The 21,096-nt window shown below is 53.6% G+C and carries 16 protein-coding genes; 7 read left to right on the top strand and 9 right to left on the bottom strand.

Annotation, left to right across the window (positions count from 1 at the left end; genetic code table 11):
- Positions 1-72 precede the first annotated feature (72 nt).
- The 6 genes from rsgA to cidR all read right to left on the bottom strand — a co-directional run bounded on the left by rsgA (position 73) and on the right by cidR (position 8,838).
- Positions 73-1,185, bottom strand: a complete 1,113-nt coding sequence (gene rsgA, locus MHH82_RS30745) for a ribosome small subunit-dependent GTPase A (protein ID WP_340969314.1) — start codon at positions 1,183-1,185, stop codon at positions 73-75.
- A 406-nt stretch (positions 1,186-1,591) separates the two neighbouring features.
- On the bottom strand, positions 1,592-3,880 hold the full coding sequence (locus tag MHH82_RS30750; RefSeq protein ID WP_015737823.1) for an ATP-dependent DNA helicase: 2,289 nt from the start codon (positions 3,878-3,880) through the stop codon (positions 1,592-1,594).
- Between the two features lie 156 nt (positions 3,881-4,036).
- A complete protein-coding gene (pdaA, locus tag MHH82_RS30755; RefSeq protein ID WP_015737825.1) occupies positions 4,037-4,831 on the bottom strand; it encodes a delta-lactam-biosynthetic de-N-acetylase in 795 nt (264 codons plus the stop codon).
- A gap of 146 nt (positions 4,832-4,977) precedes the next feature.
- Positions 4,978-6,021, bottom strand: a complete 1,044-nt coding sequence (locus tag MHH82_RS30760; protein ID WP_340969317.1) for an oxidoreductase — start codon at positions 6,019-6,021, stop codon at positions 4,978-4,980.
- 196 nt (positions 6,022-6,217) lie between these two features.
- On the bottom strand, positions 6,218-7,840 hold the full coding sequence (locus MHH82_RS30765) for a catalase (RefSeq protein WP_015737827.1): 1,623 nt from the start codon (positions 7,838-7,840) through the stop codon (positions 6,218-6,220).
- A 107-nt stretch (positions 7,841-7,947) separates the two neighbouring features.
- A complete protein-coding gene (gene cidR / locus MHH82_RS30770) occupies positions 7,948-8,838 on the bottom strand; it encodes a cidABC operon transcriptional activator CidR (RefSeq protein ID WP_015737828.1) in 891 nt (296 codons plus the stop codon).
- Positions 8,839-8,965: 127 nt separating this feature from the next.
- On the opposite strand from cidR, the gene MHH82_RS30775 reads away from it, so the two are divergent.
- The 6 genes from MHH82_RS30775 (at position 8,966) to MHH82_RS30800 (ending at position 16,827) form a co-directional block, all read left to right on the top strand.
- On the top strand, positions 8,966-9,337 hold the full coding sequence (locus tag MHH82_RS30775; protein WP_009590362.1) for a CidA/LrgA family protein: 372 nt from the start codon (positions 8,966-8,968) through the stop codon (positions 9,335-9,337).
- Positions 9,334-10,023, top strand: a complete 690-nt coding sequence (locus tag MHH82_RS30780) for a CidB/LrgB family autolysis modulator (protein WP_009590333.1) — start codon at positions 9,334-9,336, stop codon at positions 10,021-10,023. Before MHH82_RS30775 ends, MHH82_RS30780 begins: the two co-directional genes overlap by 4 nt.
- 268 nt (positions 10,024-10,291) lie before the next feature.
- Positions 10,292-12,151, top strand: coding sequence for an LTA synthase family protein (locus MHH82_RS30785; protein WP_340969321.1), 1,860 nt, complete (start codon positions 10,292-10,294; stop codon positions 12,149-12,151).
- Positions 12,152-12,835: 684 nt separating this feature from the next.
- Positions 12,836-14,188: a hemolysin family protein gene (locus tag MHH82_RS30790; RefSeq protein ID WP_015737831.1), complete on the top strand. Its 1,353-nt coding sequence runs from the start codon at positions 12,836-12,838 to the stop codon at positions 14,186-14,188.
- A gap of 150 nt (positions 14,189-14,338) precedes the next feature.
- On the top strand, positions 14,339-15,928 hold the full coding sequence (locus MHH82_RS30795) for a PTS sugar transporter (protein WP_015737832.1): 1,590 nt from the start codon (positions 14,339-14,341) through the stop codon (positions 15,926-15,928).
- A gap of 329 nt (positions 15,929-16,257) precedes the next feature.
- Positions 16,258-16,827, top strand: a complete 570-nt coding sequence (locus MHH82_RS30800; RefSeq protein ID WP_340969324.1) for a hypothetical protein — start codon at positions 16,258-16,260, stop codon at positions 16,825-16,827.
- 113 nt (positions 16,828-16,940) lie between these two features.
- Here the strand turns inward: MHH82_RS30800 and MHH82_RS30805 are convergent, their stop codons facing one another.
- Complete coding sequence (locus tag MHH82_RS30805; protein ID WP_340969326.1) at positions 16,941-17,981, bottom strand: hypothetical protein; 1,041 nt, start codon at positions 17,979-17,981, stop codon at positions 16,941-16,943.
- A 44-nt stretch (positions 17,982-18,025) separates the two neighbouring features.
- Here MHH82_RS30805 and MHH82_RS30810 point away from each other — a divergent pair, with 44 nt between their 5' ends.
- Positions 18,026-18,151 carry a hypothetical protein gene (locus tag MHH82_RS30810; protein WP_260871450.1) on the top strand — a complete coding sequence of 42 codons (126 nt, stop codon included), beginning with the start codon at positions 18,026-18,028 and terminating at the stop codon, positions 18,149-18,151.
- A 97-nt stretch (positions 18,152-18,248) separates the two neighbouring features.
- Here the strand turns inward: MHH82_RS30810 and fumC are convergent, their stop codons facing one another.
- Both fumC and MHH82_RS30820 read right to left on the bottom strand, forming a co-directional pair.
- Positions 18,249-19,637: a class II fumarate hydratase gene (fumC, locus tag MHH82_RS30815; RefSeq protein WP_015737836.1), complete on the bottom strand. Its 1,389-nt coding sequence runs from the start codon at positions 19,635-19,637 to the stop codon at positions 18,249-18,251.
- Positions 19,638-19,948: 311 nt separating this feature from the next.
- On the bottom strand, positions 19,949-20,974 hold the full coding sequence (locus MHH82_RS30820; protein ID WP_340969329.1) for a DUF2332 domain-containing protein: 1,026 nt from the start codon (positions 20,972-20,974) through the stop codon (positions 19,949-19,951).
- Between the last annotated feature and the right edge of the window lie 122 nt (positions 20,975-21,096).

Raw genomic sequence — 21,096 nt, forward strand, 5'->3', positions numbered from 1 at the left:
TATTTGGTTACCTAACTATATACCCGGAAGATGACCGAAGTCAAATCGACTCCGGCCTTCCCTTAACATCCATTATTCATCATCGTACAGCAGCTGCTGATATGCCCCTTTGCGGCCTCGGTCGCCCTTGCGCGGCGACTTGCCCGAGCTCTTGTTCTGGCGGCGGGTGCTTATCCTCTCTTTGCGGGCGATATGGGCCAGCTCCCGCTCCGTCTTCTTGTAATTCGCATATCGCTTTGCATCCAGCGTTCCGTCCTGCAGCGCTTCCCGGACCGCACAGCCGGCCTCCGTTTCATGACGGCAATCATGGAACCGGCACTGCTGCGCCAGCGCGGAAATATCCGCGAAGGTCGCCTCGAAGCCTTCTTCCGAATCCCACAGCTGCAGCTCCCGCATGCCCGGTGTATCCACCATGATCGCGCCTCCCGGCAGCACGAAAAGCTCCCGGTGCGTCGTGGTGTGCCGTCCTCTTGCGTCCTCTTCGCGTATCCCTTGAACCCGCTGCATTTCCTGGCCGGACAGCCAGTTCAGCAGCGTCGATTTGCCGGCACCGGAGGTACCCGTTATGGCCACCGTTTTCCCTTGCACCAGATACTCCCCAAGCTGCTCCTTCCCTAGATCCATCAAAGAGCTTACCGCATGGACCGGCACGCCCGGAGCAACCGCCTCTACCTCCGCGACGTACGCTTCCGGCGATTCGCATAGGTCCACCTTGGTGAGCAGCACGACCGGTGCGGCTCCGCTCTCCCAGACCGCAATCAGATAGCGTTCAATCCGGCGAACATTAAAATCCTTGTTGAGCGCGTTAATGATAAACACGGTATCCATGTTGGCCGCAATGATCTGCTCATCCGGCACGCTTCCTGCCTCCCTGCGCGTGACGGCGGATTGGCGGGGCAGCAGATGATGAATGACGGCACGGGCTTCGCCCTGCAGCGGCTCCACCATGACCCAATCGCCGACTGCGGGAAAGTCGCTTTTGCTGCCCGCTTCGTATTCATACTTGCCTGTGACAATGGCCGTCTGCTCACCCTCTTGGGTGATAATGCGGTACTGCTTCGAGAATTGGGCCGTAATGCGGGCCGGAACCAGCGCCTTGTCCTGCTTCGGGATCTGAGCGGCCATCAAACGCCAATGTTCATTCCATCCATAGGCTTGCAACGTTGTCATGTCTTGTTTCGTCAAATTCGTGATATCCCCTTATCGTTGTTGGATTGGTTGTTAACACATGATCAAACACAAAAAAAACCGCAGATTTGTATCCGCGGCTGATTTGAAACTATGCAGGAAGAAGGCATCGATCCTCGGCGGCCAAACCGCCAAAGATCATACCGGAGCCTTGCATAGACACAAAAAACCCGCAGGATACCAAGCACGGTCTCCTGCGGGTTCTTAGGTACGGAGATGAAGACATGTTAAACCCAATGCCTTACACCCCGGTTACCATTAGAATTTCCCGTCCAAAGAGACCAACGTCAATGCGACCCATCCACTATGCATCATAACCATTTGACATCAGCCTCCTTCAGCTTAATTAATATATCCGTATTATAGGGGTCGTATTTCCAGGTGTCAACATCCCATGAAAAAATTAGATGCGCCTGTAATGCCTCCACTCCTCCGGCAGCAGCATTCCGTACTGTCGATTCAGAAAGCGGTCATCGACGAGCGTCAGCGTCCCGCTGTCCTGCTCGGATCGGATCAAGCGCCCTCCGGCCTGCAGCACTTTGTTCATACCGGGGTACACGTAGGCGTAATCGTATCCCCTCTTGCCGGTACGATCAAAATAATCCTTGATGATATCATTCTCGAAGGAAAGCTGCGGCAATCCTACGCCGATGACCACGACGCTCGAAAGCCGTTCTCCCTTCAAATCGATGCCTTCGGAGAAAATACCGCCCATCACGGCAAAGCCGATCAGCGGATCTTCAGCATCCGCCTGGAATGCATTCAGGAACGCCTCCCGCTCCTCCTCGCTCATTCCATGCCCCTGGAGCAAGGTACGGGCTTCCGGGTTCATTCTGGCAAACGCCTCATGAATATCCTGCATGTAGGGATAGGACGGCAGGAAGATCAAGGTATTTGCCGGTTTTTCCTGAACCAGTGCACTCAGCATCCGAACGATGGCCTCGCTATTGCGCTCCCGATCCTTGAATCTCGTCGATAACGGCATAATCCGAACATCCAATTGCTCGGAAGAGAAGGGCGAGGGAATCGAGAGGCTGTAATCCTCTTCCTCGGCTCCGAGCATGTCGCGGTAATATCCGAGCGGCATGAGTGTTGCCGAGAAAAATACGCTAGAGCGGTAGTTTTTACCCGCCTGCTGGAGCAAATAAGAGGGGTCCAGGCAAAACAGCTTGAGAAACACCTCGCTCCCGCTCATCTCCGCATACGTGACAAAGCGGTCGTCATACAGCTTGGAGATGCGCAGATACCCCTGCACGGCAAAATAACATTCCAAAAGCGCATCGGCCTCATCCCCGCTCTTGCCGGTCATCAGTTCGGCCTCTGCCTGGAGCGAGAAATCCTCCAGCAGCTCGACCATCATCTCCGGCTGCTGGGACCCGACGATCCGCTCTTCCTCCTCGCTGACCTTGCGCAGCACCTTAAAGCGGTTATTCACCCGCTTCGCCGTGTTGTAAAGCCCGGGATTGCTCTCTTTGTACGCCCTTTGCAGCTCCAGGAACGCGGACTTATTCAGCTCGGCCGAGAACATCCCCCGCGCCCGGTCGACCAGGTTGTGCGCCTCGTCAATGAGCAGCACGCTGCGCTTCTTCACGTCCTCCGGCATCCGCTTGAAGGAGACGCGCGGGTCGAACACGTAGTTGTAATCGCAGATGACGGCATCGGCGGCGTACGCGGCATCCAGCGAGAATTCAAACGGGCATACCGTATGCTTGCGGGCATACTCTTCAACGACGGGCCTCGTGATCAACGTTTCATTCGAGAGCAAATCCAGTATGGCGTCATTAATCCGGTCATAGTAGCCCTCCGAGAACGCGCAGCCCATCTGGCTGCAGCCTTCCGCTTCGCTGAAACAGATCTTGTCCTTCGCCGTCAGCGTAACCGTATGCATGCAGAGCCCTTGACGCTCCATGCGCGCCATGGCTTCCTCCGCGGTGGTTCGGGTAATCGTCTTGGCCGTCAGGTAAAAAATCCGGGATAACAGGCCCTCGCCGATCGCTTTGACCGAAGGAAACAGCGTGGATATGGTTTTGCCGATGCCCGTAGGGGCTTTGGCAAACAATCTTCGTCCTTCCCCGATGCTTTTATACACGGCTCCGGCCAGCTTCCGCTGTCCCTCGCGGTAGGCGGGAAAAGGAAACTTCAGTTCGCGGATGCTCCGGTCCCTCCGCTCGCCATGCTCCCGCAGCAGGTTGGCGTAAGGCGCGTAGGCCGCCACAACCTCGAGCACAAAGGATTCCAGCTGAGCGAAGCTCCATTCCTGCACGAACTGCTTCCGCTCTCCGCTCGGGACCTGGAAGTAGGTCAGTCTCACGGCCATCGCCGGAATTTCATGCAACTTCGCATACATATAGGCATACATTTTGGCCTGAGCCCAATGAACCGGGTACGTATGCTCCGTAATCTCGCCCAAATCGCCGGAGGTCGACTTGATCTCGTCGATCATGATCCGCTCGTCCTCTTGAATCAGGCCGTCGCAGCGACCTTCCACCACAAACAGCAGATCCTCGTAAGGAATCTCCGCTTCAAGCTGAACTTCCTTCTGATCGTTCTCGCCATAGTCGCGCTGTACCTGTTGATGTGCACGGGTCCCCTCGGTCAGGGACGTCGCCGTGCGAAAACCGGAGGTAATGCTGCCGCTGCGAAAGACATATTCCACCAGCGGCCTGACGGATATTTGGATAGTATGAGGCATGATGGTCTCCTTCGTTCATGTTCTATATGAAGGGTATTATACCAAACATTCGTTCCGGAATGCGAAGCATCCGCGAGCATTCGATAACAAAAAAAGCGTGCAGACGGCCTCCTGGCAGGATGGCGTCTGCACGCTGTAAGCATATGCGGCATATGCTTACGGGGATTTCTTTTGCATCTGATCGAGGCTCTTGAACTCGTAGCCCCGGTTCCTTGCTTCGTCAATGATCCGTCCCAGCGCCTCCGTGTTGTCCTTGGAGATGGAGTGCAGCAGGATTACGGCGCCGGGGTGGAGCTGCGCGGTCACTTTATCGTAAGCATACTGCGCGCCGCGCTGGGACTTCACGTCCCAATCCATATACGCGAGCGACCAGAAGACATTGGTGTACCCCAGCTGCTTGCTGGTCGCCAGGGACCGCTCATCGAAAATGCCGCGGGGCGTGCGCAAATATTTCATGTCCGGCTGGCCGGTGATGCGCATAACCTCCTTCTTCACCCGTTCCAGCTCCTCGGTCAGCTTCTCTGCCGAGATTGTGGTCACGTCCGGATGATTCCAGGAATGGTTCCCGATAATATGGCCTTCCGCCGTCATCCGTTTCAGCAGATCTTCCTGTGTCTTCACATAATGTCCGGTCACGAAAAAGGTGGCAGGCACCTTCTTTTCTTTAAGCGTATCCAGAATACGGGAGGTATACCCGTTCTCATACCCGTTATCAAACGTAAGATAAAGCTCCTTCTGCTCGGCATCGCCCATGAAGACGGCATCGTATTTTTGCAGAAGCTCCTTGAAGCCCTCCTCATTGATCGAGGGCAGCTGGCCGTTGACGCTTTTCTTAAATCCAAAGTGAAACGGACCGCTTCCGCCTGCCAAAGCTGCTCCGGAGATGGACAGCATCACCGCCAAGCTCACAAGAAGCATAAGGGCCGGCCGAAGGATACCACGTTTCTTCATATCCGTTCTCTCTCCTTCATTGTTGTGATATGGATCGACTCCCCTGATGAAAGACGTACCAAGGGTGGTATCACCTAATATCCCACAAATCGGAGAAAACTATGTGTCAATCCAGGACAGTCCTCTTTTCGGATGCGGCGGCATGTTTATGTGATCTTGATCAACCGGCCCTTCTGATGGCTCTGCAGCGCATATTCGATCATCCGAATGACATTGCGGGCTTCTTCAGGCTGGACAGGCAGCGAACCGCCTTTATGGATTGCTTCGGCCAATCCCTGGTAAAAAGCTTGATAGCGTCCCGGCAGCGTCTCAATCTCCCCTTGCACCGCCAACCCGCTCAGCTCGGTAGCTAACTCCCCGTATTGGTCCGGCTGGTCTTCGCCCCAGCCCGCGTCTCCGGGATGCATGCCCTGCTTCAGCTGGCCTTCCTGCGGATCCATTCCATATTTCAGGAAGCTTCCCTTATCGCCATGCAGCTCGAATTTCGGCCCTGCCTGCCGTACCAGCGAACCGGAATGCAGAATGACGCGAAACGTCTTATAACCCAGCACCAAATGAAAATAATCATGGGCTTTGGACCCTTTGCGCTCCGTTCTCAAGTCCGCCCAGAGCGTCTCCGGCAGGCCGAACAGGAACAGCGCCTGATCAATCAAATGCGAACCTAAGTCATACAAGATCCCGGATCCGGCAATCGCTTGCTCCCTCCACCGCTCCGACTGAACTTCCGGACGGTAGCGGCTGAACTGCGACTGATAAATGGAAAGCTTGCCTAAGGCTCCCGTCTCCAGCAGATTGCGGACGGTCAGAAAATCATTGTCCCAGCGGCGGTTGTGGTACACCGTCAACAGCACGCCCTTCTGCTTGGCCAGATCAATCAGCTCGTCCGCTTCGGCGGATGTTACGGTAAACGGCTTCTCGACGACCACATGCTTTCCGGCCTCGATAGCTAACCGGGTATATTCATAATGCGTTGCATTCGGACTCGTAATGATGACAACATCGATATCCGGAATGGACAAGAGCTCATCCACGCTGTCGACAACGGCCGTATCGGGCATATCCTGGTGGACCTTGTCCGGATCCGATGATACAACCGTGTGCACCCTGTAATCCGGCACGCTTCTAAGGATAGGTGCATGAAACACCGACCCGGACAGGCCGTAGCCGATGATTCCCGCTTGTATTGCCATAACGCAAGCCTCCTCTTCCCATGGTTCTATGATGATTCGATATGTATCGCTTGGTTTCCTTGCAACATCTTAACATTCCGCAAATATTTTACAACCTTATAAGGGAAAGCCGCCTGCACGTCATTCTTGTGCAGGCGGCTTCGCCATTCCGTGCTGTCCGCGTTTGCGGGACGGCGTCTCTAAGGCCGGCAAAGCATCAATAAGGGTCTGCCTCGTGGCCCATACGGTTTGCATCCTCTACGGCCTGCTCCCGGACGGTCTCGTTCGAGCCCTTCCTTGCCTGCTCGAGTCCTTCCCGCACGCGGCGCCCATAGTCCTCGTCCGCATTCGTGAAATATTCCACCATCTTGTCTTGAATCCGTATATCGCATTGGATCAGCGCACCCACGAGGTTGTTGATCAGGTCGTTTCGCTCCCAATCCTCAAACGCTCTGTACGTATCCCCGGCCTGCTTGAAATCCAGCGTGCGATCCAGCTTCTGCCGCACGAGGTTGGCATCGTAATGCGGCTGATGCGGCTTCGCCGTCTGCGATGCTTCCACCAGCCCATCCGTCATGGACGGCTCGTAATCGACATGCGGGCTTTGGCCAGGCGCCTTATCCACGAAAAAGGACATCTGCCCGCCCCGCTGATTGGTAGCAACCCGTTTCTTCGGCGCATTGATCGGCAGCTGCAGGTAGTTCGTGCCCACCCGGTGCCGCTGGGTATCCGAGTAGGAGAAGGTACGCCCCTGCAGCAGCTTGTCGTCCGAGAAATCAAGCCCGTCAACCAGCACGCCCGTGCCGAAGGCCGCCTGCTCCACTTCGTTGTAGTAGTTCTCCGGATTTTTGTTCAGCACCATTTTGCCTACCTTAAGGAATGGGAATTGATCCTCCGGCCACAGCTTCGTCGGATCCAGCGGATCGAATTCCAGCTCGGGATGCTCGTCGTCGCTCATAATCTGCACGCACAGCTCCCACTCCGGGAAATCCCCGCGTTCAATGGCTTCGTACAGGTCCTGCGTCGCATGGCTGTCATTCATGCCCTGAATCTTGTTCGCCTCTTCCTGCGTGAGATTCTTAATGCCCTGTTTCAGCGGCTCCCAATGATATTTGACCAGCACGCCGGTGCCTTCTGCATTGACCCATTTGTATGTATTCACACCGGAGCCCTGCATTTGGCGGTAGTTGGCCGGGATGCCCCAAGGGGAAAAGACAAACGTAATCATATGCGTCGCTTCGGGGGAACGGGAAACGAAATCGAACATGCCGACAGGACCCGGAACATTGGATACCGGATCCGGCTTGAACGCGTGGACCATATCCGGAAATTTGAGCGGATCGCGGATAAAGAATATTTTCAGGTTGTTGCCGACCAGATCCCAGTTGCCTTCCTCGGTGTAGAATTTCACGGCAAACCCGCGCGGATCCCGAAGCGTTTCAGGCGAGCCGGAACCGTGGATTACGGTTGAGAACCGGACAAACACCGGCGTGCGCTTGCCTTCAACCTGGAACAGCTTGGCCCGGGTATACTTCGAAACGGGCTCATCGCCCACCTTCCCGTACGCTTCGAAGTAACCGTGCGCTCCCGCACCCCGTGCATGCACGACGCGCTCCGGAATGCGCTCCCGGTCAAAATGCGTGATTTTCTCCAAAAAATGATAGTTCTCCAGGGTCATCGGCCCCCGATTCCCGACCGTTCTCACATTCTGATTATCCGAAATAGGATGTCCCTGCCGGTTGGTCAGCGTATCCTCCCGCTCCGTCTCGCCGCGGTTCTGCGCAAAGTCTTCCCGTCCCTGGTTCGTTCCATTATTACCATCATGCTCTTGGCCACTCACGACTGTCATTCCTCCTTGGATATAAGGCTTGTAAATTGGTTCTATTACTATGGATATTATGTCCAAGGCGTGAAAATGTATGAAATGCCCTTCATTTTATAACAAACTTAATCATGCTCGCCCAGCAGGGAACGCGTAAAGCTGATCCATTCCCTGACGGCAAAGGACAGGTAGCGGTCTTTCCTCCAGATCATCCCGAGCTGCCACGGGATCGATGGATTGTCCAGCGGCAATATCGTCACCCGCGAAGAATCGATCTCTTTGCATATCGTTTCGGGAAGCAGCGCGATCCCCAGATTGGCGGCAACCATGCCGCTGATGAGATCCCACTGCGAGCTTTCATAGACCACCCGCGGCTCGAAGCCGGCGCTGACGCATTCGCGGATAATCCGGTCATGGAGCGTAAAGTCTTCCCGAAACAACACAAACGCCTCGTCAGCAAGCTCACTCAGGTGTACATGCTCCCTTCCGGCCAACCGATGGGATGGATGGAGTAGCAGATTCAGCTTCTCTTTCACGAAGGAATAATAGTGGAATACGTCTTCATTGACAGGCAGCACGGCGACGCCGATGTCCGTCTGGCCGCTCTCCACGTCCGCCTCCACCTTCTTGGCGCCGTCCTCGATCAGCTGAATGGTAATCTTCGGATATTCCCGGTGGAACTGCCCGATTACTTCGGGAAAAAAGCTTGAGCCCACCATGGGCGGAAGCCCGATGCGCAGATGGCCGCGCTTCAGGTTCATGAGATCTTCCAGCTCGGCCGATACCCGCTGGAAGGATTCCACCATCTGCTGGGCCTGCTGGTACATGATTTGGCCGGCGTCGGTCAGCTCAATCCGTTTGCCCTGACGATAGAACAAGGTAACGCCCCACTCGTCCTCCATGTTGCGAATCGTTTTGCTGATCGTCGGCTGCGTAATGTACAGCTTCTCTGCGGCCTTGGTGAAGCTCTGGTTCCTCGCTACCTCAAGAAAATACTCCAGGTGCCGTATGTCCATTCCCGATGCTCCCTTCATTTTTGGCTATGTATAGATAAATGGAATACTTATCATTCGATATATGCATTTTACCTATGAAAATTATCGTTGTAAAATTTCAATACCAATGAAAATAAGGAGGCCGGTCATGGTCAACATGTTGAAAGGAACGCTTCAAGTGGCCGGATTCATGCTTCTTTCCTTAGGGATGGATCAACTGGCCGCCTGGCTGAATATCGGAATTCCGGGCAGCATTCTCGGAATCGTGGTTGTGTTTATCCTTCTCGAAACCAAGATCCTCCGTCTGGAGTGGATCGAGCTTGGCGCCAATTGGCTTCTCGCCGAACTGCTGCTGTTCTTTATACCCGCCGCGGTCGGGATCATGAAATATTTCCCGATGCTGGAAGCCGAAGGGCTCCAGATTCTGGCCGTCGTTTTGTTCAGTACCGTCATCGTGATGGTAAGCTCTGGGCTGACGGCCGGCTTCATCTCATCCAGAAAGGGGCGTAAAACGCCATGAACATCCTGCTGACCGTCATCCTCGGCCTGCTGTTAACGATCGGGATTTACGGGGGAGCCAAAAGGCTGTATCGCCGCCTGCCGAAGGTTTATTTATCGCCGCTCCTGATCACGCCGGTGCTGATTGTTGTGATATTGACACAAACGGGCGTATCCTATGAATCATACAATGAAGGTGCGCAGTGGATCAGCAAGCTGCTCGGACCGGCCACGATCGCTTTTGCCGTGCCGCTGTACAAGAACTTCCAAACCCTGAAGAAACACGCAGCCGAGATTATGCTCAGCGTGCTGACGGGATCGGTGCTGGCCATGTTATCTTCCGCGTTTCTCGCAAAATGGATGCACCTGAACAGCTCTCTGGCTACCAGCCTGGTGCCGCGCTCCATTACGACGCCTATCGCCATGAACGTATCCGAGGTGATCGGGGGCGTGCCGAACATGACCGCCGTCTTCGTCATTATGACCGGGATTCTCGGGTCCATGATCGGACCCGCCGTCATGCGGATCTTCCGGATCCGGGGCGATATCGCGAGAGGGGTTCTGTTTGGGACCAGCGCCCACGGAACCGGCACCTCCAAAGCATTCGAATTCAGTTCCCTCTCGGGAACCATATCCAGCATTTCGATGATCGTCGCCGCGCTCTTCACCCTCGGAACCGCACCGCTGATCATGTCCTTTCTTTATTAATATTTGCTAAAACTCTGACAAAACCGGCAATGACCGGTTTTTTCGTTGTCTTTTTGTGTTGTTATAGGAAATTTCGGGACTTACTTTAACTCTTTGACAACCTCCTCCGAAGAGGTCATAATAAATTCTGTTCATTAGTTTTGTTAAATAAATGGTATACGGAACGTAAATCTACAGTAAGAATAACGTCTATGTATTCTTAAAAAACGAATAGCCGCCGAAGTTTTGCGAACAGGTCTGTGGCGGCCCTGAAAGGAAGGCGATACAGGTGTTCTCCACCTCGCGGTTTCGGTTAACGATTACGAAGCCATTTATATTTTTCTCTGTTATTATGCTGCTCAAAAGCTACCTGGCCTGGACGGTCATTTTTGATGATGTCATGCCATGGAAACCGCTGATTACGGAAATTCCCTTTATCTGGCTTGTGTTTAGCTTGATCGAATGGTTTGCTTCCAAGCGAAAGCTGACGGCCTATATGAGCGTTAACCTGCTGCTGACCGCCATCTTCTTTGCAGCCATTATGTATTATAAATATTACGGTGTCATCGTTACCTATCACGCGTTAGAGCAGGTGAACCAGGTAACGGCGGTAAGCAACAGCGTATTCTCCTTGATGGACCCTTACTATCTGCTGATCTTCACGGATATCATCGTGATGTTTGTTCTGTTGTGGCGCAGCGACCGCGTTAAAAATTGGAAGACTCGGCATGCGAAAAAGGAAAAACGCAAGATCATCCCGATTGTTTTTGTTGTCTCTTTAATGCTGTGCCTGTTCCAGATCATGCCGAACCGCGCAAGCATGAACGAAATCGTGAAGGCGCAGGAAATGGGGATTCTGAACTACGAGGCCTACACGATTTTCCAACAGGAGAATAAAGAGCTCGTGGATGCCAAAACCATTACCCAGGATAAAGTCAACGCATTGAAAGGCCTGGAAGCGTCGGATAAGGAGGCTCTCCTTACAGGTGTCGCCAAAGGCAAGAATCTGATCATCATCCAAATGGAGTCCTTCCAGAAGTTCTTGGTCGACCTCACGATTGACGGCAAGGAAATTACGCCTAACATCAACAAGCTGGCCCGCGAGAGCAATTACTTTCCGAACTTCTACCAGAACGTCGGTCAAGGCAATACCTCGGATGCCGAGTTTGTTGTGAATACTTCCTTCTACATTCCGCCGCGGGGTGCGGCTACGCAGCATTATGCGGACAGGGTTCTGCCAAGCCTGCCGAGACTGCTGCAAGGGGAAGGATATGATACGGCGACCTTCCACACCAACGTCGTGGAGTTCTGGAACCGTGGGGAGCTGTACAAGGCGCTCGGTTTCAACCGTTATTACGATAAAGCGTTCTTCGGTGAAGACGATAAGCTGTTCTTCGGCGCTTCGGATGACGCTCTGTACTCCAAAACGGCCGCCGAGCTGAAGAAAATGAACGATGCCGGTAAACCTTTCTATACCCAGGTCATTTCCATGTCGGCTCACCATCCGTTCACGATTCCTGAGGATAAATATCGGATGACCCTGCCGGAGCGGTATGAAGGCACCTTTGTCGGCGACTACATCCGTTCCCAGAATTATGCCGATGACGCACTCGGCAAATTCATCGAGCAGCTGAAGAAAGACGGCGTATGGGATAACAGCTTGATCGTTCTCTACGGCGATCATCTTGGACTGCCGATTTACTCCCTGGACCACAAGGATAAAGAGCTGATGCACGAAATTTACGGCCGCGAATATAACTCCGGAGATATGATCAACATTCCGCTTATCATCCATGGCGAGGGAATTCAGCCCGAAGTGAAGGAGCAGGTCGGCGGACAAATCGACCTCTTGCCGACGGTGGCCAACCTGCTGGGCGTATCGATGGACCATCAGCTACACTTTGGCCAGGATCTGCTCAATCACACCGATAATAATTTGCTGCCGGAGCGGTATTACCTGCCTTCGGGCACGTTCATCAACAATACGACCCTGTACATTCCGGGCATCGGCTTTGAGGACGGAACCAAGCATCCGCTTCCGAATTCGGACGTGAAGAAGACCCAGGCTACCAAGGAAGAATTCGAACGCGCGCTGAAGCTGCTTCATCTGTCCGACAGCTATATCAGACAACAGCCATACCATAAATAGTCCGTTGCAGCATGGGACAACTCTCCGGAAATCTTGGAGGGTTGTCTTTTTTTGTATGCCTGGCGATCATCCGAAACCCTTGATATATAAGGATTTATATAACCGATTGCGACTGTTATTTGACATAGTGGCTTACTTTTTCTTATGATTAATAGCAATATACCTTGTTTTGAAGACCGCGTTCGTGGTGAAATTACGTACAACTACTCAAATCACTTCATATTCATACGCTGACAATTAAGCCATATATTTTTTAGAGCAAATCGATTACGAATTGTAGGAGTGACGATCCGACTTGGACCCCATACGAAGGATAAACAGAATTATATGTTCCACACTTGGCTTACTGCTGATTGCTTCCGTTTGTAATGTTCCCCTGGTGGACATCACCGATTCCGCTGCGGCGACGCAGGGAATGGAAGCCTCTGAAGGCACTCTGCCAGCGCCGACGCCGGTACCTAAAAGTCCGGAACCCGTTCGGTTAATGCTGGAGTCACAACGCCATGTGTCTCTGCTTTCCTTGCATAACGTTACATGCAACACGGATACCGATATGTTTCTCCTCCTCAAGCACATGAAGCTAGAACCTTTAAAATTCCGGTCGAATTACGTTGACAGCCATGCATAGTAATTGATGGTTATTAAAAAACTAATTCGGATCAGATAAAAAAGGATGTGTTTTGTTTGGACGACAATATAGGCTTAAATTTATTCTTAGTCGCTGTGCTTATCGCAGCTACCGCTTTTTTCGTTATGACGGAATTTGCTATCATAAGACTTCGTCCCAGCCGGGTAGACCAATTGGTGATGGAAGGGCGCAAAGGTGCTCTCGCCGTCAAAAAGGTAACATCGAATCTCGACGGATATCTGTCCGCGTGTCAGCTCGGGATTACCATCACGGCGCTCGGTCTCGGTTGGCTCGGGGAACCGACCATCGAGAAGATTCTGCACCCGGTGTTTGACAGCCTTTCGATTCCTGCGGCGATCGCTTCGCTGATCTCTTTCTTGCTTGCATTTATTATCATGACTTACATTCACGTCGTAATCGGCGAACTTGCACCGAAAACGATCGCTATCAATAAGGCTGAAGCCGTGTCGTTCCTGTGTGCGACGCCGATTATCTGGTTTAACCGCATTATGTATCCATTCATCTGGCTCTTGAACGGATCGGCCAACAAGATTGTCCGTCTGTTCGGCATGCATCCTGCCAGCGAACATGAAGAGGCTCACTCGGAAGAAGAACTCCGCATGATTCTGAGCGACAGCTATGAGAGCGGAAAGATTAACCAAGCCGAATACGGTTATGTAAGCCGAATTTTTGCTTTTGACGATATGCTTGCCAAAGAGATTATGGTACCCCGTACCGATATGATCTGTCTGTATGTTGACAAGCCGCTTGCCGCCAACCTGCAGATTATCAAGCGCGAGCAGTACACCCGGTTCCCGGTTGTTCGCGGAGACAAGGATCAGATCGTCGGCATGGTGAACACCAAACAGTTCTTCCTGGAGTTCGATGACAATTCCAATATCGACTTGACCAAGCTGATTCATCCGGCCATGACGGTATCCGAAGCGATTCCGATCAAGAAGCTGCTTCGGAAAATGCAGCAGGAAGGCACACATATGGCCATCCTGATCGACGAATACGGCGGTACTTCCGGGATGATCACCATCGAGGATATTCTGGAGGAGATCGTCGGCGAGATCCGCGACGAATTCGACGAGGATGAAGAACGCGAGCTGACCCAGCCTGAGCCGAACCGCATCATCGCAGACGGCAAGGTATCCATTAACCGGATCAACGACCTGCTTCATACGGACCTGAGCACCGATGACCTGGATACGATCGGCGGCTGGCTGTACGGTCATAACTCCGAACTCGCCAAAGGCGATACGTGGAGGTACAATGACCTGACGTTCACCGTCATCGAGAAGAAGACCCACCGCTATACGAAGCTGCAAATCGTCAAAGAAACGCCTGAAGAAGCGGCAGAAGAAGCCTCTGCCGTTGCAGCGGCCAGCGAAAGCAACGAATAGATAACAGGATGACCAAGCCGCCATGCAGCCCTTACCGGGTATGCATGGCGGCTTTTGGTTTGGCGGGATCGCATTTTAACACTTTAACAAGTTATAACTCTGCTGTAATATAGAAATTATCTAATTTCTAATGTATTGGGGGCAGCAATCATGAATCGTCAAATCGCCATCATCGGAAGCAGCGGCGGCAATCTGTACAATCTCGGCGGCAAAGACCCGCGCAAGCTGCTGGATGAGATATTGATGCAGCTCGATAGCGCCGGCCTGTCCTGCGGGGCCCTGCAGTTTATCGCTGCCCAGGTCTCCATGGACGCAGCCAAGGATACGACGCCTGCGGCTCTTTACAGCTGGAGCTCTTCCCAAGGAGAGCCCATCATTGTCGCTGAAGGCACCCTTCAGCAGATCAATCAGGCGGCCGAGCGGCTGGACCGGGAGATTGCCGAGCAGATTGAACTCGGCGAAATTGACGGCATCATCGTCATGAGCGCCGACCCGGAGGGCAGCAACCGGCATGCCATTGAGGCCGCTGCCAAATTCCGCCTGCCGGTGACCGGTACGGGCGGAACCTCCATGGCCATCATCCAAACCAAAGGCGCGCATGTCATTGCGGCTTCGGGCACAACCGGAACAACCAACAGAACGCGTGCGGTCACCTTTGTCACATCCCTCAGCAAGCATTGGCGGCTTACGTACCGGCCGGTCATCGGGAATGCGACCGCCAATATCCATGCGGTGTCGGGCAGCTCGTCTCCATGGCGAAGAATCAATATTCGGGGCATCATGATGGCGTCCCTCCCCGGTTTCATCGGCATGGCCCTGATCCTGGCGGTCAGCAAAATCCCGGGGTTATCTTCGTTGACCGAAGTGTTTGACCTGCTGATCAAGGCGCTGCCGGTCATCGTTGCCGTCATTGCAGCCAAACAGGTATCCGAGCTGGACGAGGTATCCATCGTGGCGGGCATCGTGGCAGGCGTCCTGTCCGTCGAAGGAGGCATTATCGGCGGCATCATCGGCGGGATCGGCGCAGGCATTATCGTCCATTACATATTCCGTCAATGCGTGGAGTGGCGTTTCCCCGCTACGACGGTCAACATTGTTGCCGGCGGCGTGTCGGGACTGATTGCCGGTTTGCTGGTCTACTTCCTCATTGCGCCGATTGCGCTGAGCGCAGGGCAAGGCATCCGCTTCCTGATCGAGACCCTTGTCTCCTGGAGCCCGGCCATGGCCGGATTGATTGCCGGCCTGCTGATCTGGCCTGCCATCATCGGCGGCGTCTATCATGCGGCCATCCTGCCGATTGTGCTGCTGGAGATGGAAACAACCAGCAACAGCTTCCTCGGCGCGGTCGATATGGTCGGCTTGGTGATGGTATCCGCAGGCATCACGCTAGCCAATATTATCGCTCCGCGGGATAAGGGAGAAGCCGCCGTCGCAGCCCCCGGATTCGCCATCAACATGGGGTTTGGCACCTTCGTTGAAGCCGCCTATCCGTTCATGTTTTCGAACAAGCTTGTATTTGCCGGAGCGATTGCCTCGGCTGGACTTGGCGGCATGCTCGTCGGTTTGTTCGGGGTCCGGGGGACAGCCTATGTGCCCTCCTTCATCGGGCCCATTACATCGAATAACACGATGGGCTTCCTGATCTCGATGGCAGCCAGCCTGCTCTGTTCGTTCCTGATCACCTTCTTCGTTAACAAGCTGTCCGGTTACCGGGATGCCAGGAATACCGTGAGCATGTAATGCGAAGCCGGTTCCACCCTATGCATAGGTGCTTCTCCATGACATAAGAAGCCCCTCAATAAAAGGACGGATCAAGCGCATCAGCTTGATCCGTCCTTTTATCATGTATGCTCTCTGCCTCCCCCATCGGCCCATAATGGCGTCAATATCGAAGCCTTGCGGTGCTAGATTCCTTGCTGACAGCTGAAGGCCAGCTTGATCAAGGTTCCTAAGTACTTACATTCGCAGGCTTATCCTTATTTTCTTACGAAAACGGGCTAACCAATGGGTCAGTAAAAGAGTCTATATAGTAGATAGGCTCCTCATTCGGCTGCCTACACCCATTCGGTATGCAAGGAGGTTATGACGATCGAGAAATTCAGAAGGATATCGCTCTTCGCGCTGACCAGCGTTCTGTTAGCCGCTTCCCTCATCTGGCAGGCGAGCAAGCAGCCGCTAACGAAGCGGAAGGCTATTACGTAAACGTCGGCGGCACCCATATAAAGGACGTCCATGTTCACAAAGGCAAGGCGTACGTTCCGCTCAAATCCTTAGCCGATGCAATGGGATACGAAATCTCTTATACGCTGCAGGAGGAGCTGGACAACTTTCATCAATATGACCTGAAAGCGGCAAGCATTCCCCCAGTATCGGTATGGGGAAACGACAGCTGGGGATATACGATCGTACGGCGGGCTACGCAAGAGATGAGCGTGAACGATATCGACATTTATAAACCGGCGAGGCTGTGTGCCGAAGAATCGGACCACTGCAAGCTGGACAAGAGCAAGTACGACGGTCCCCTGTTCATAAAGAACACCCTCTACGTCCCTGTCCGCGACATGGCCAAGGCCTTGAATCTAAAGCTGACCATGACGAAGACGCCGAAAGGACGCAGCATCCAGCTGTCCCTGCATTAACGAAGGCTCCCTTCACCTGTTGGATCATAATTCATCAACAGGAAGCCAGGCGGAGTTATCCACTCCGCCTGGCTTCTGAATCAAGAATCAATTTATACTCCAAAGCAAAATCCTCATTCCAGCCCATTGATCTCGATGTCATCCGCGGACGTAATGTCCGAAATGTCGAACACCCTGAAGCTGTAGGTACTGGTTTTCCCCTTCATATAATCGATATCCTGCTCCACCTTCTTTACGCTCTCCGCCGTCTTCAAATCCGCGGCATAATAATCGATGGCAAGATCCGTCTCCCCCGGCACCGTCACCGAAGGCAGCCGCCGAATCAGCTCCAGCACCCGTTCCTTCTCCTGCGCCAGATTATCCGCCGTCAAATCCGCGAATACGATCAATCTGATGTTCTGACTGACATCACCCTCGGCGCTATTCGCCAGTTGGCTATAATCACGCTCTAGTGTTTCGGCACCGGCGTTCACATACGCCTCCCCAAACGCCTGGCCCGGATAAAGCTCATCCAGCAGAGGTTTCAGCCGGTCCCTCAGCTGCTGTCCCCAGAGCCGGTTCAGGTAGGTATCATTCGATATGACGGGAGGGCTGGCTTCATTACTGCTCAGCGTAAATTCAAGCTCTGGCGCCTGCTCCGGATGAGCCGTAAGATTATACGAGCCTATGGCCCAGGTATAATCCACGTCCGTGACCTTAAAGGGTTCGTTGTACTTCTGTTCCAGATAGGACTCCGCCGCTTCCTGAACCTCGCGTTTCTCTGCAGCCGTCTTCATGAACGGGGCGGATCCCCAGGTGTACCCGGCGTAAATCGACCCTGCGAACAAGGCCAGTCCGATGATCGTCCGCACGACGATTTTCCAAGGGGAGGCGAGCTGACGCCGCCGCTTCTCGTCGAACATCGGTTTCCTTGGCGATCGGTAGCTGAAGTAGATGACCGGTATGATCAAACCTATAATATGAATCCCAATTGCTAGCGGACCGATAATCAAGCCCAAGTATCCCAGTGTCATGAAAAAAATAAACAAAGCCGCTCCCTGCAGCGCCATGAGCAGCATTCCGCCTATGATCATGCCCGGCGTCCCGATATAAAACATCCCGAGCCCGGTGCATATCAGAGAGAGCAGCGTAGCCATCCATTGATGTTTCTTCAAGTTATCATCCATCCTTCTTACGTTTGTTTGTGAAGTATTGTCAGATGCTGTCACCATATTATAACCGCTGCGAAGCCGGAGATAAACGATTGAAGCACTTTCGCGGCAGACGAGCGGCGTTCCGTGATGTTTTTCTTGCGATGATCGAATGCGTTCGGCTCGGCGGGTAACAATCTCTAATCAACAAAAGCCCACTTCACCGTGGTGAAATGGGCCCTTGGTTCAACGGGAAACCTGCCTAGAAATAAAGCTCAAAAGAAAACTCCCCTATTCCTTCGGATGTATCATTTCTTCCGGACGGACGATCCGGTCAAAATCCTCTCCGCTAAGCAGACCGCTTGCCAGCGCCGCTTCGCGAAGCGTTGTCCCTTCTTTATGCGCACGTTTCGCGATGGCGGCGGCATTCTCGTATCCGATATGCGGATTCAGCGCCGTCACCAGCATTAGCGACCGCTCCATGTTCGCGCGGATCACGTCAAGATTGGCTTCGATGCCGATGGCGCAATTCTGGTCGAACGAATCCATGGCATCCGCCAGCAGACGCACGGACTGCAAGAAATTATAAATGATGACCGGCTTGAAGACGTTCAGCTCAAAATTGCCCTGGCTTGCCGCAAAACCGATCGTGGCATCGTTGCCCATCACTTGGCAGACCACCATCGTCAGCGCTTCGCTCTGGGTTGGATTTACTTTCCCCGGCATGATGGAGCTTCCCGGTTCGTTGGCAGGGATCGTGAGCTCGCCGATGCCGGAACGGGGACCGCTTGCCAGCCAGCGAACATCGTTGGCGATCTTCATCAGATCGGCAGCCAGCGCCTTCAGCGCCCCATGGGCAAATACGATCTCGTCATGGCTGGTCAGCGAATGGAACTTGTTGCTGGCGGACGTGTAGCTTTTTCCGATCTGCAGGCTGATTTCGGCCGCCGTCATTTCTCCGAATTTCGGATGCGCGTTAATGCCGGTACCCACGGCGGTGCCGCCAATAGCCAGCTCGCGCAGCGGTTCTACGGCCGAAGCCAGCATCAATTCGCACTTCTCCAGCATCCGGTGCCAGCCGCTGATTTCCTGTCCGAGCGTCAGCGGCGTTGCATCCTGAAGGTGCGTACGGCCGATTTTGATCAGGTCCTTATATTCATCGCTTTTCTTCTCGAACGTTTTCTTCAAACGGCGGAGCGCAGGCATCACCTGATCTTCCATGGCCACGACCGCAGCCATGTGCATCGCCGTCGGAAACGTATCGTTGGAGCTTTGGGATTTGTTGACGTCATCGTTGGGATGAACGCGCAGCGTGCTGTCTTTTCGCTCGAGCAGCTGATTGGCCCGATTCGCAATGACTTCGTTCACGTTCATGTTGGATTGCGTGCCGCTGCCGGTCTGCCAAACCACCAGCGGAAAATGCTCATCCCACTTGCCGTCCACGATCTCGTCGGCCGCGGTTGTGATCGCATCCACCTTATCTGCATCCAGCTTGCCGAGCTTGCCGTTGACGATGGCCGCGCTCTTCTTCAATATCGCGAACGCCCGAATGATCTCCTTCGGCATCGTTTCGGTTCCTATCCGGAAATTCTCGGAACTGCGCTGTGTCTGCGCTGCCCATAACTTATCCGCAGGCACTTTAATCTCACCCAGGGTATCCTTCTCAATACGATAATCCATCCCAACTTCCTCCTTTGGTCTCCTTGAATGCTGCCATGCCCTGAACGAGAGCCCTTCCACCATGGAAGAGCCTGATCCTCGGGTTCAATCGCATAGCATAAAGCGCTTTATATTCCATCTCTCCTATTATGACACAGACTTGCCCAATAAAAAAATATACGCGATGAAGGCTGCGGCGGGGCTGTTATTCTCTAAGTCTCAGCCCGGCTGCCTTCCGGGCTCGCGGTCGTTCACGGACAAATGACGTAACGAACGGCCATCACCGTTCTGTTCGCCGTCCTTATTCAGGCTAAGTCAATCATCTCCCTGCCTTATAACAGCCACTCGAACCAGCGCGCATGCCCATCCGTGCGTGCCGTCGTAAACTTGCTCGGCACGCCCCCGAGGATATAATCGGCATGCAGATCCTCATCCTGCATATTGTTGTAGACGTGCACAATATCGCGCTTGCTTCCAATCTCGCTCAGATGCCGCAGCAATATTTGCTTGGACGCCTCCGGAATCTGGTTGGCCACATGCGTATGAAACACGCAGATCACGGCCTCTTCCGGAATCTCCTTCACGATGTCAGGCAGCAGCACCGTCCCATCCCCCTCCCGGAAACGTACGTCTGACTGCTGCTTCAACGCCTCCGCCGCATGCTCCAGCATGGACACCCGATCGTGATTGCCCGGCCAAATCAAAGCTCGCAGCCATAAGAAATGCTCCGAGTTCCGTACGTCATTCACATGCAGATCGATCCCCATCCGGTAAACAACCGGCGGACTGGAGGCCGGCAGGAACGGTTTGCGGTCTCCCCTGATCTCCGATGTAATGCACACCTTCGATTCCGTAAGGCCGTAACTCGCCGTGTCTCCATAGGAATAACTGTATTGATCCCACAGCAGCTGCAATCCGGCACTCGTTCCAAGCTCCACCAGGGCAAGCGGCTTCCGGACCTTGTCATAAATGGAGCAGAACACCGGATACAGGTACGCGCAGCGACGGACTTCGTTCGTCTGTACCCGTTTGCGCTTCAGGATTCCGATAATGGCTGCTTCATGCTCCAGCACGAATGCCCGGAAATGGGGATAACAGGAGGCCATCTCCTTCGGGTGCTCCGCAAGGCCGGGGTAATACGCCCTCAGCTCCGGACCCTCGCCCTGAAGCAGCAAGTATTGAACCGCTCCGAACAGCATATTGGGCACGGGCTGGCCGGACGGAACCAACGCAGCGACCTGCAGCACCTCTTCATCATCGGCAATATGCCGGGCCAAATACTCATAGAACACGCTGGAACCCGGACATTCCCGCTCAGCAAAATGACGAAATACGTCAACCAACCGTTTCGAATCCACCCTATACCACACCCCTAACGTTGTAATGAACTCTTGATCCTGCTTAAGACTAATGTTACATCTTTCCAGAAGCCGCGTGGATTCCGATCTTTTATCGGACTTATAAGAAAAAAGAACGCAAC

It is taken from the genome of Bacillus sp. FSL K6-6540 (genome assembly GCF_038007545.1).

Excerpts from the sequence above, each read along its gene's own strand:
- MHH82_RS30795 (WP_015737832.1), top strand. The coding sequence starts at position 14,339 with ATGAATCGTCAAATCGCCATCATCGGAAGCAGCGGCGGCAATCTGTAC.
- cidR (WP_015737828.1), bottom strand. The coding sequence starts at position 8,838 with ATGGACATACGGCACCTGGAGTATTTTCTTGAGGTAGCGAGGAACCAG.
- MHH82_RS30800 (WP_340969324.1), top strand. The coding sequence starts at position 16,258 with ATGCAAGGAGGTTATGACGATCGAGAAATTCAGAAGGATATCGCTCTT.
- MHH82_RS30760 (WP_340969317.1), bottom strand. The coding sequence starts at position 6,021 with ATGGCAATACAAGCGGGAATCATCGGCTACGGCCTGTCCGGGTCGGTG.
- MHH82_RS30810 (WP_260871450.1), top strand. The coding sequence starts at position 18,026 with ATGCTGTCACCATATTATAACCGCTGCGAAGCCGGAGATAAACGATTG.
- MHH82_RS30780 (WP_009590333.1), top strand. The coding sequence starts at position 9,334 with ATGAACATCCTGCTGACCGTCATCCTCGGCCTGCTGTTAACGATCGGG.
- fumC (WP_015737836.1), bottom strand. The coding sequence starts at position 19,637 with ATGGATTATCGTATTGAGAAGGATACCCTGGGTGAGATTAAAGTGCCT.
- MHH82_RS30775 (WP_009590362.1), top strand. The coding sequence starts at position 8,966 with ATGGTCAACATGTTGAAAGGAACGCTTCAAGTGGCCGGATTCATGCTT.
- MHH82_RS30750 (WP_015737823.1), bottom strand. The coding sequence starts at position 3,880 with ATGCCTCATACTATCCAAATATCCGTCAGGCCGCTGGTGGAATATGTC.
- pdaA (WP_015737825.1), bottom strand. The coding sequence starts at position 4,831 with ATGAAGAAACGTGGTATCCTTCGGCCGGCCCTTATGCTTCTTGTGAGC.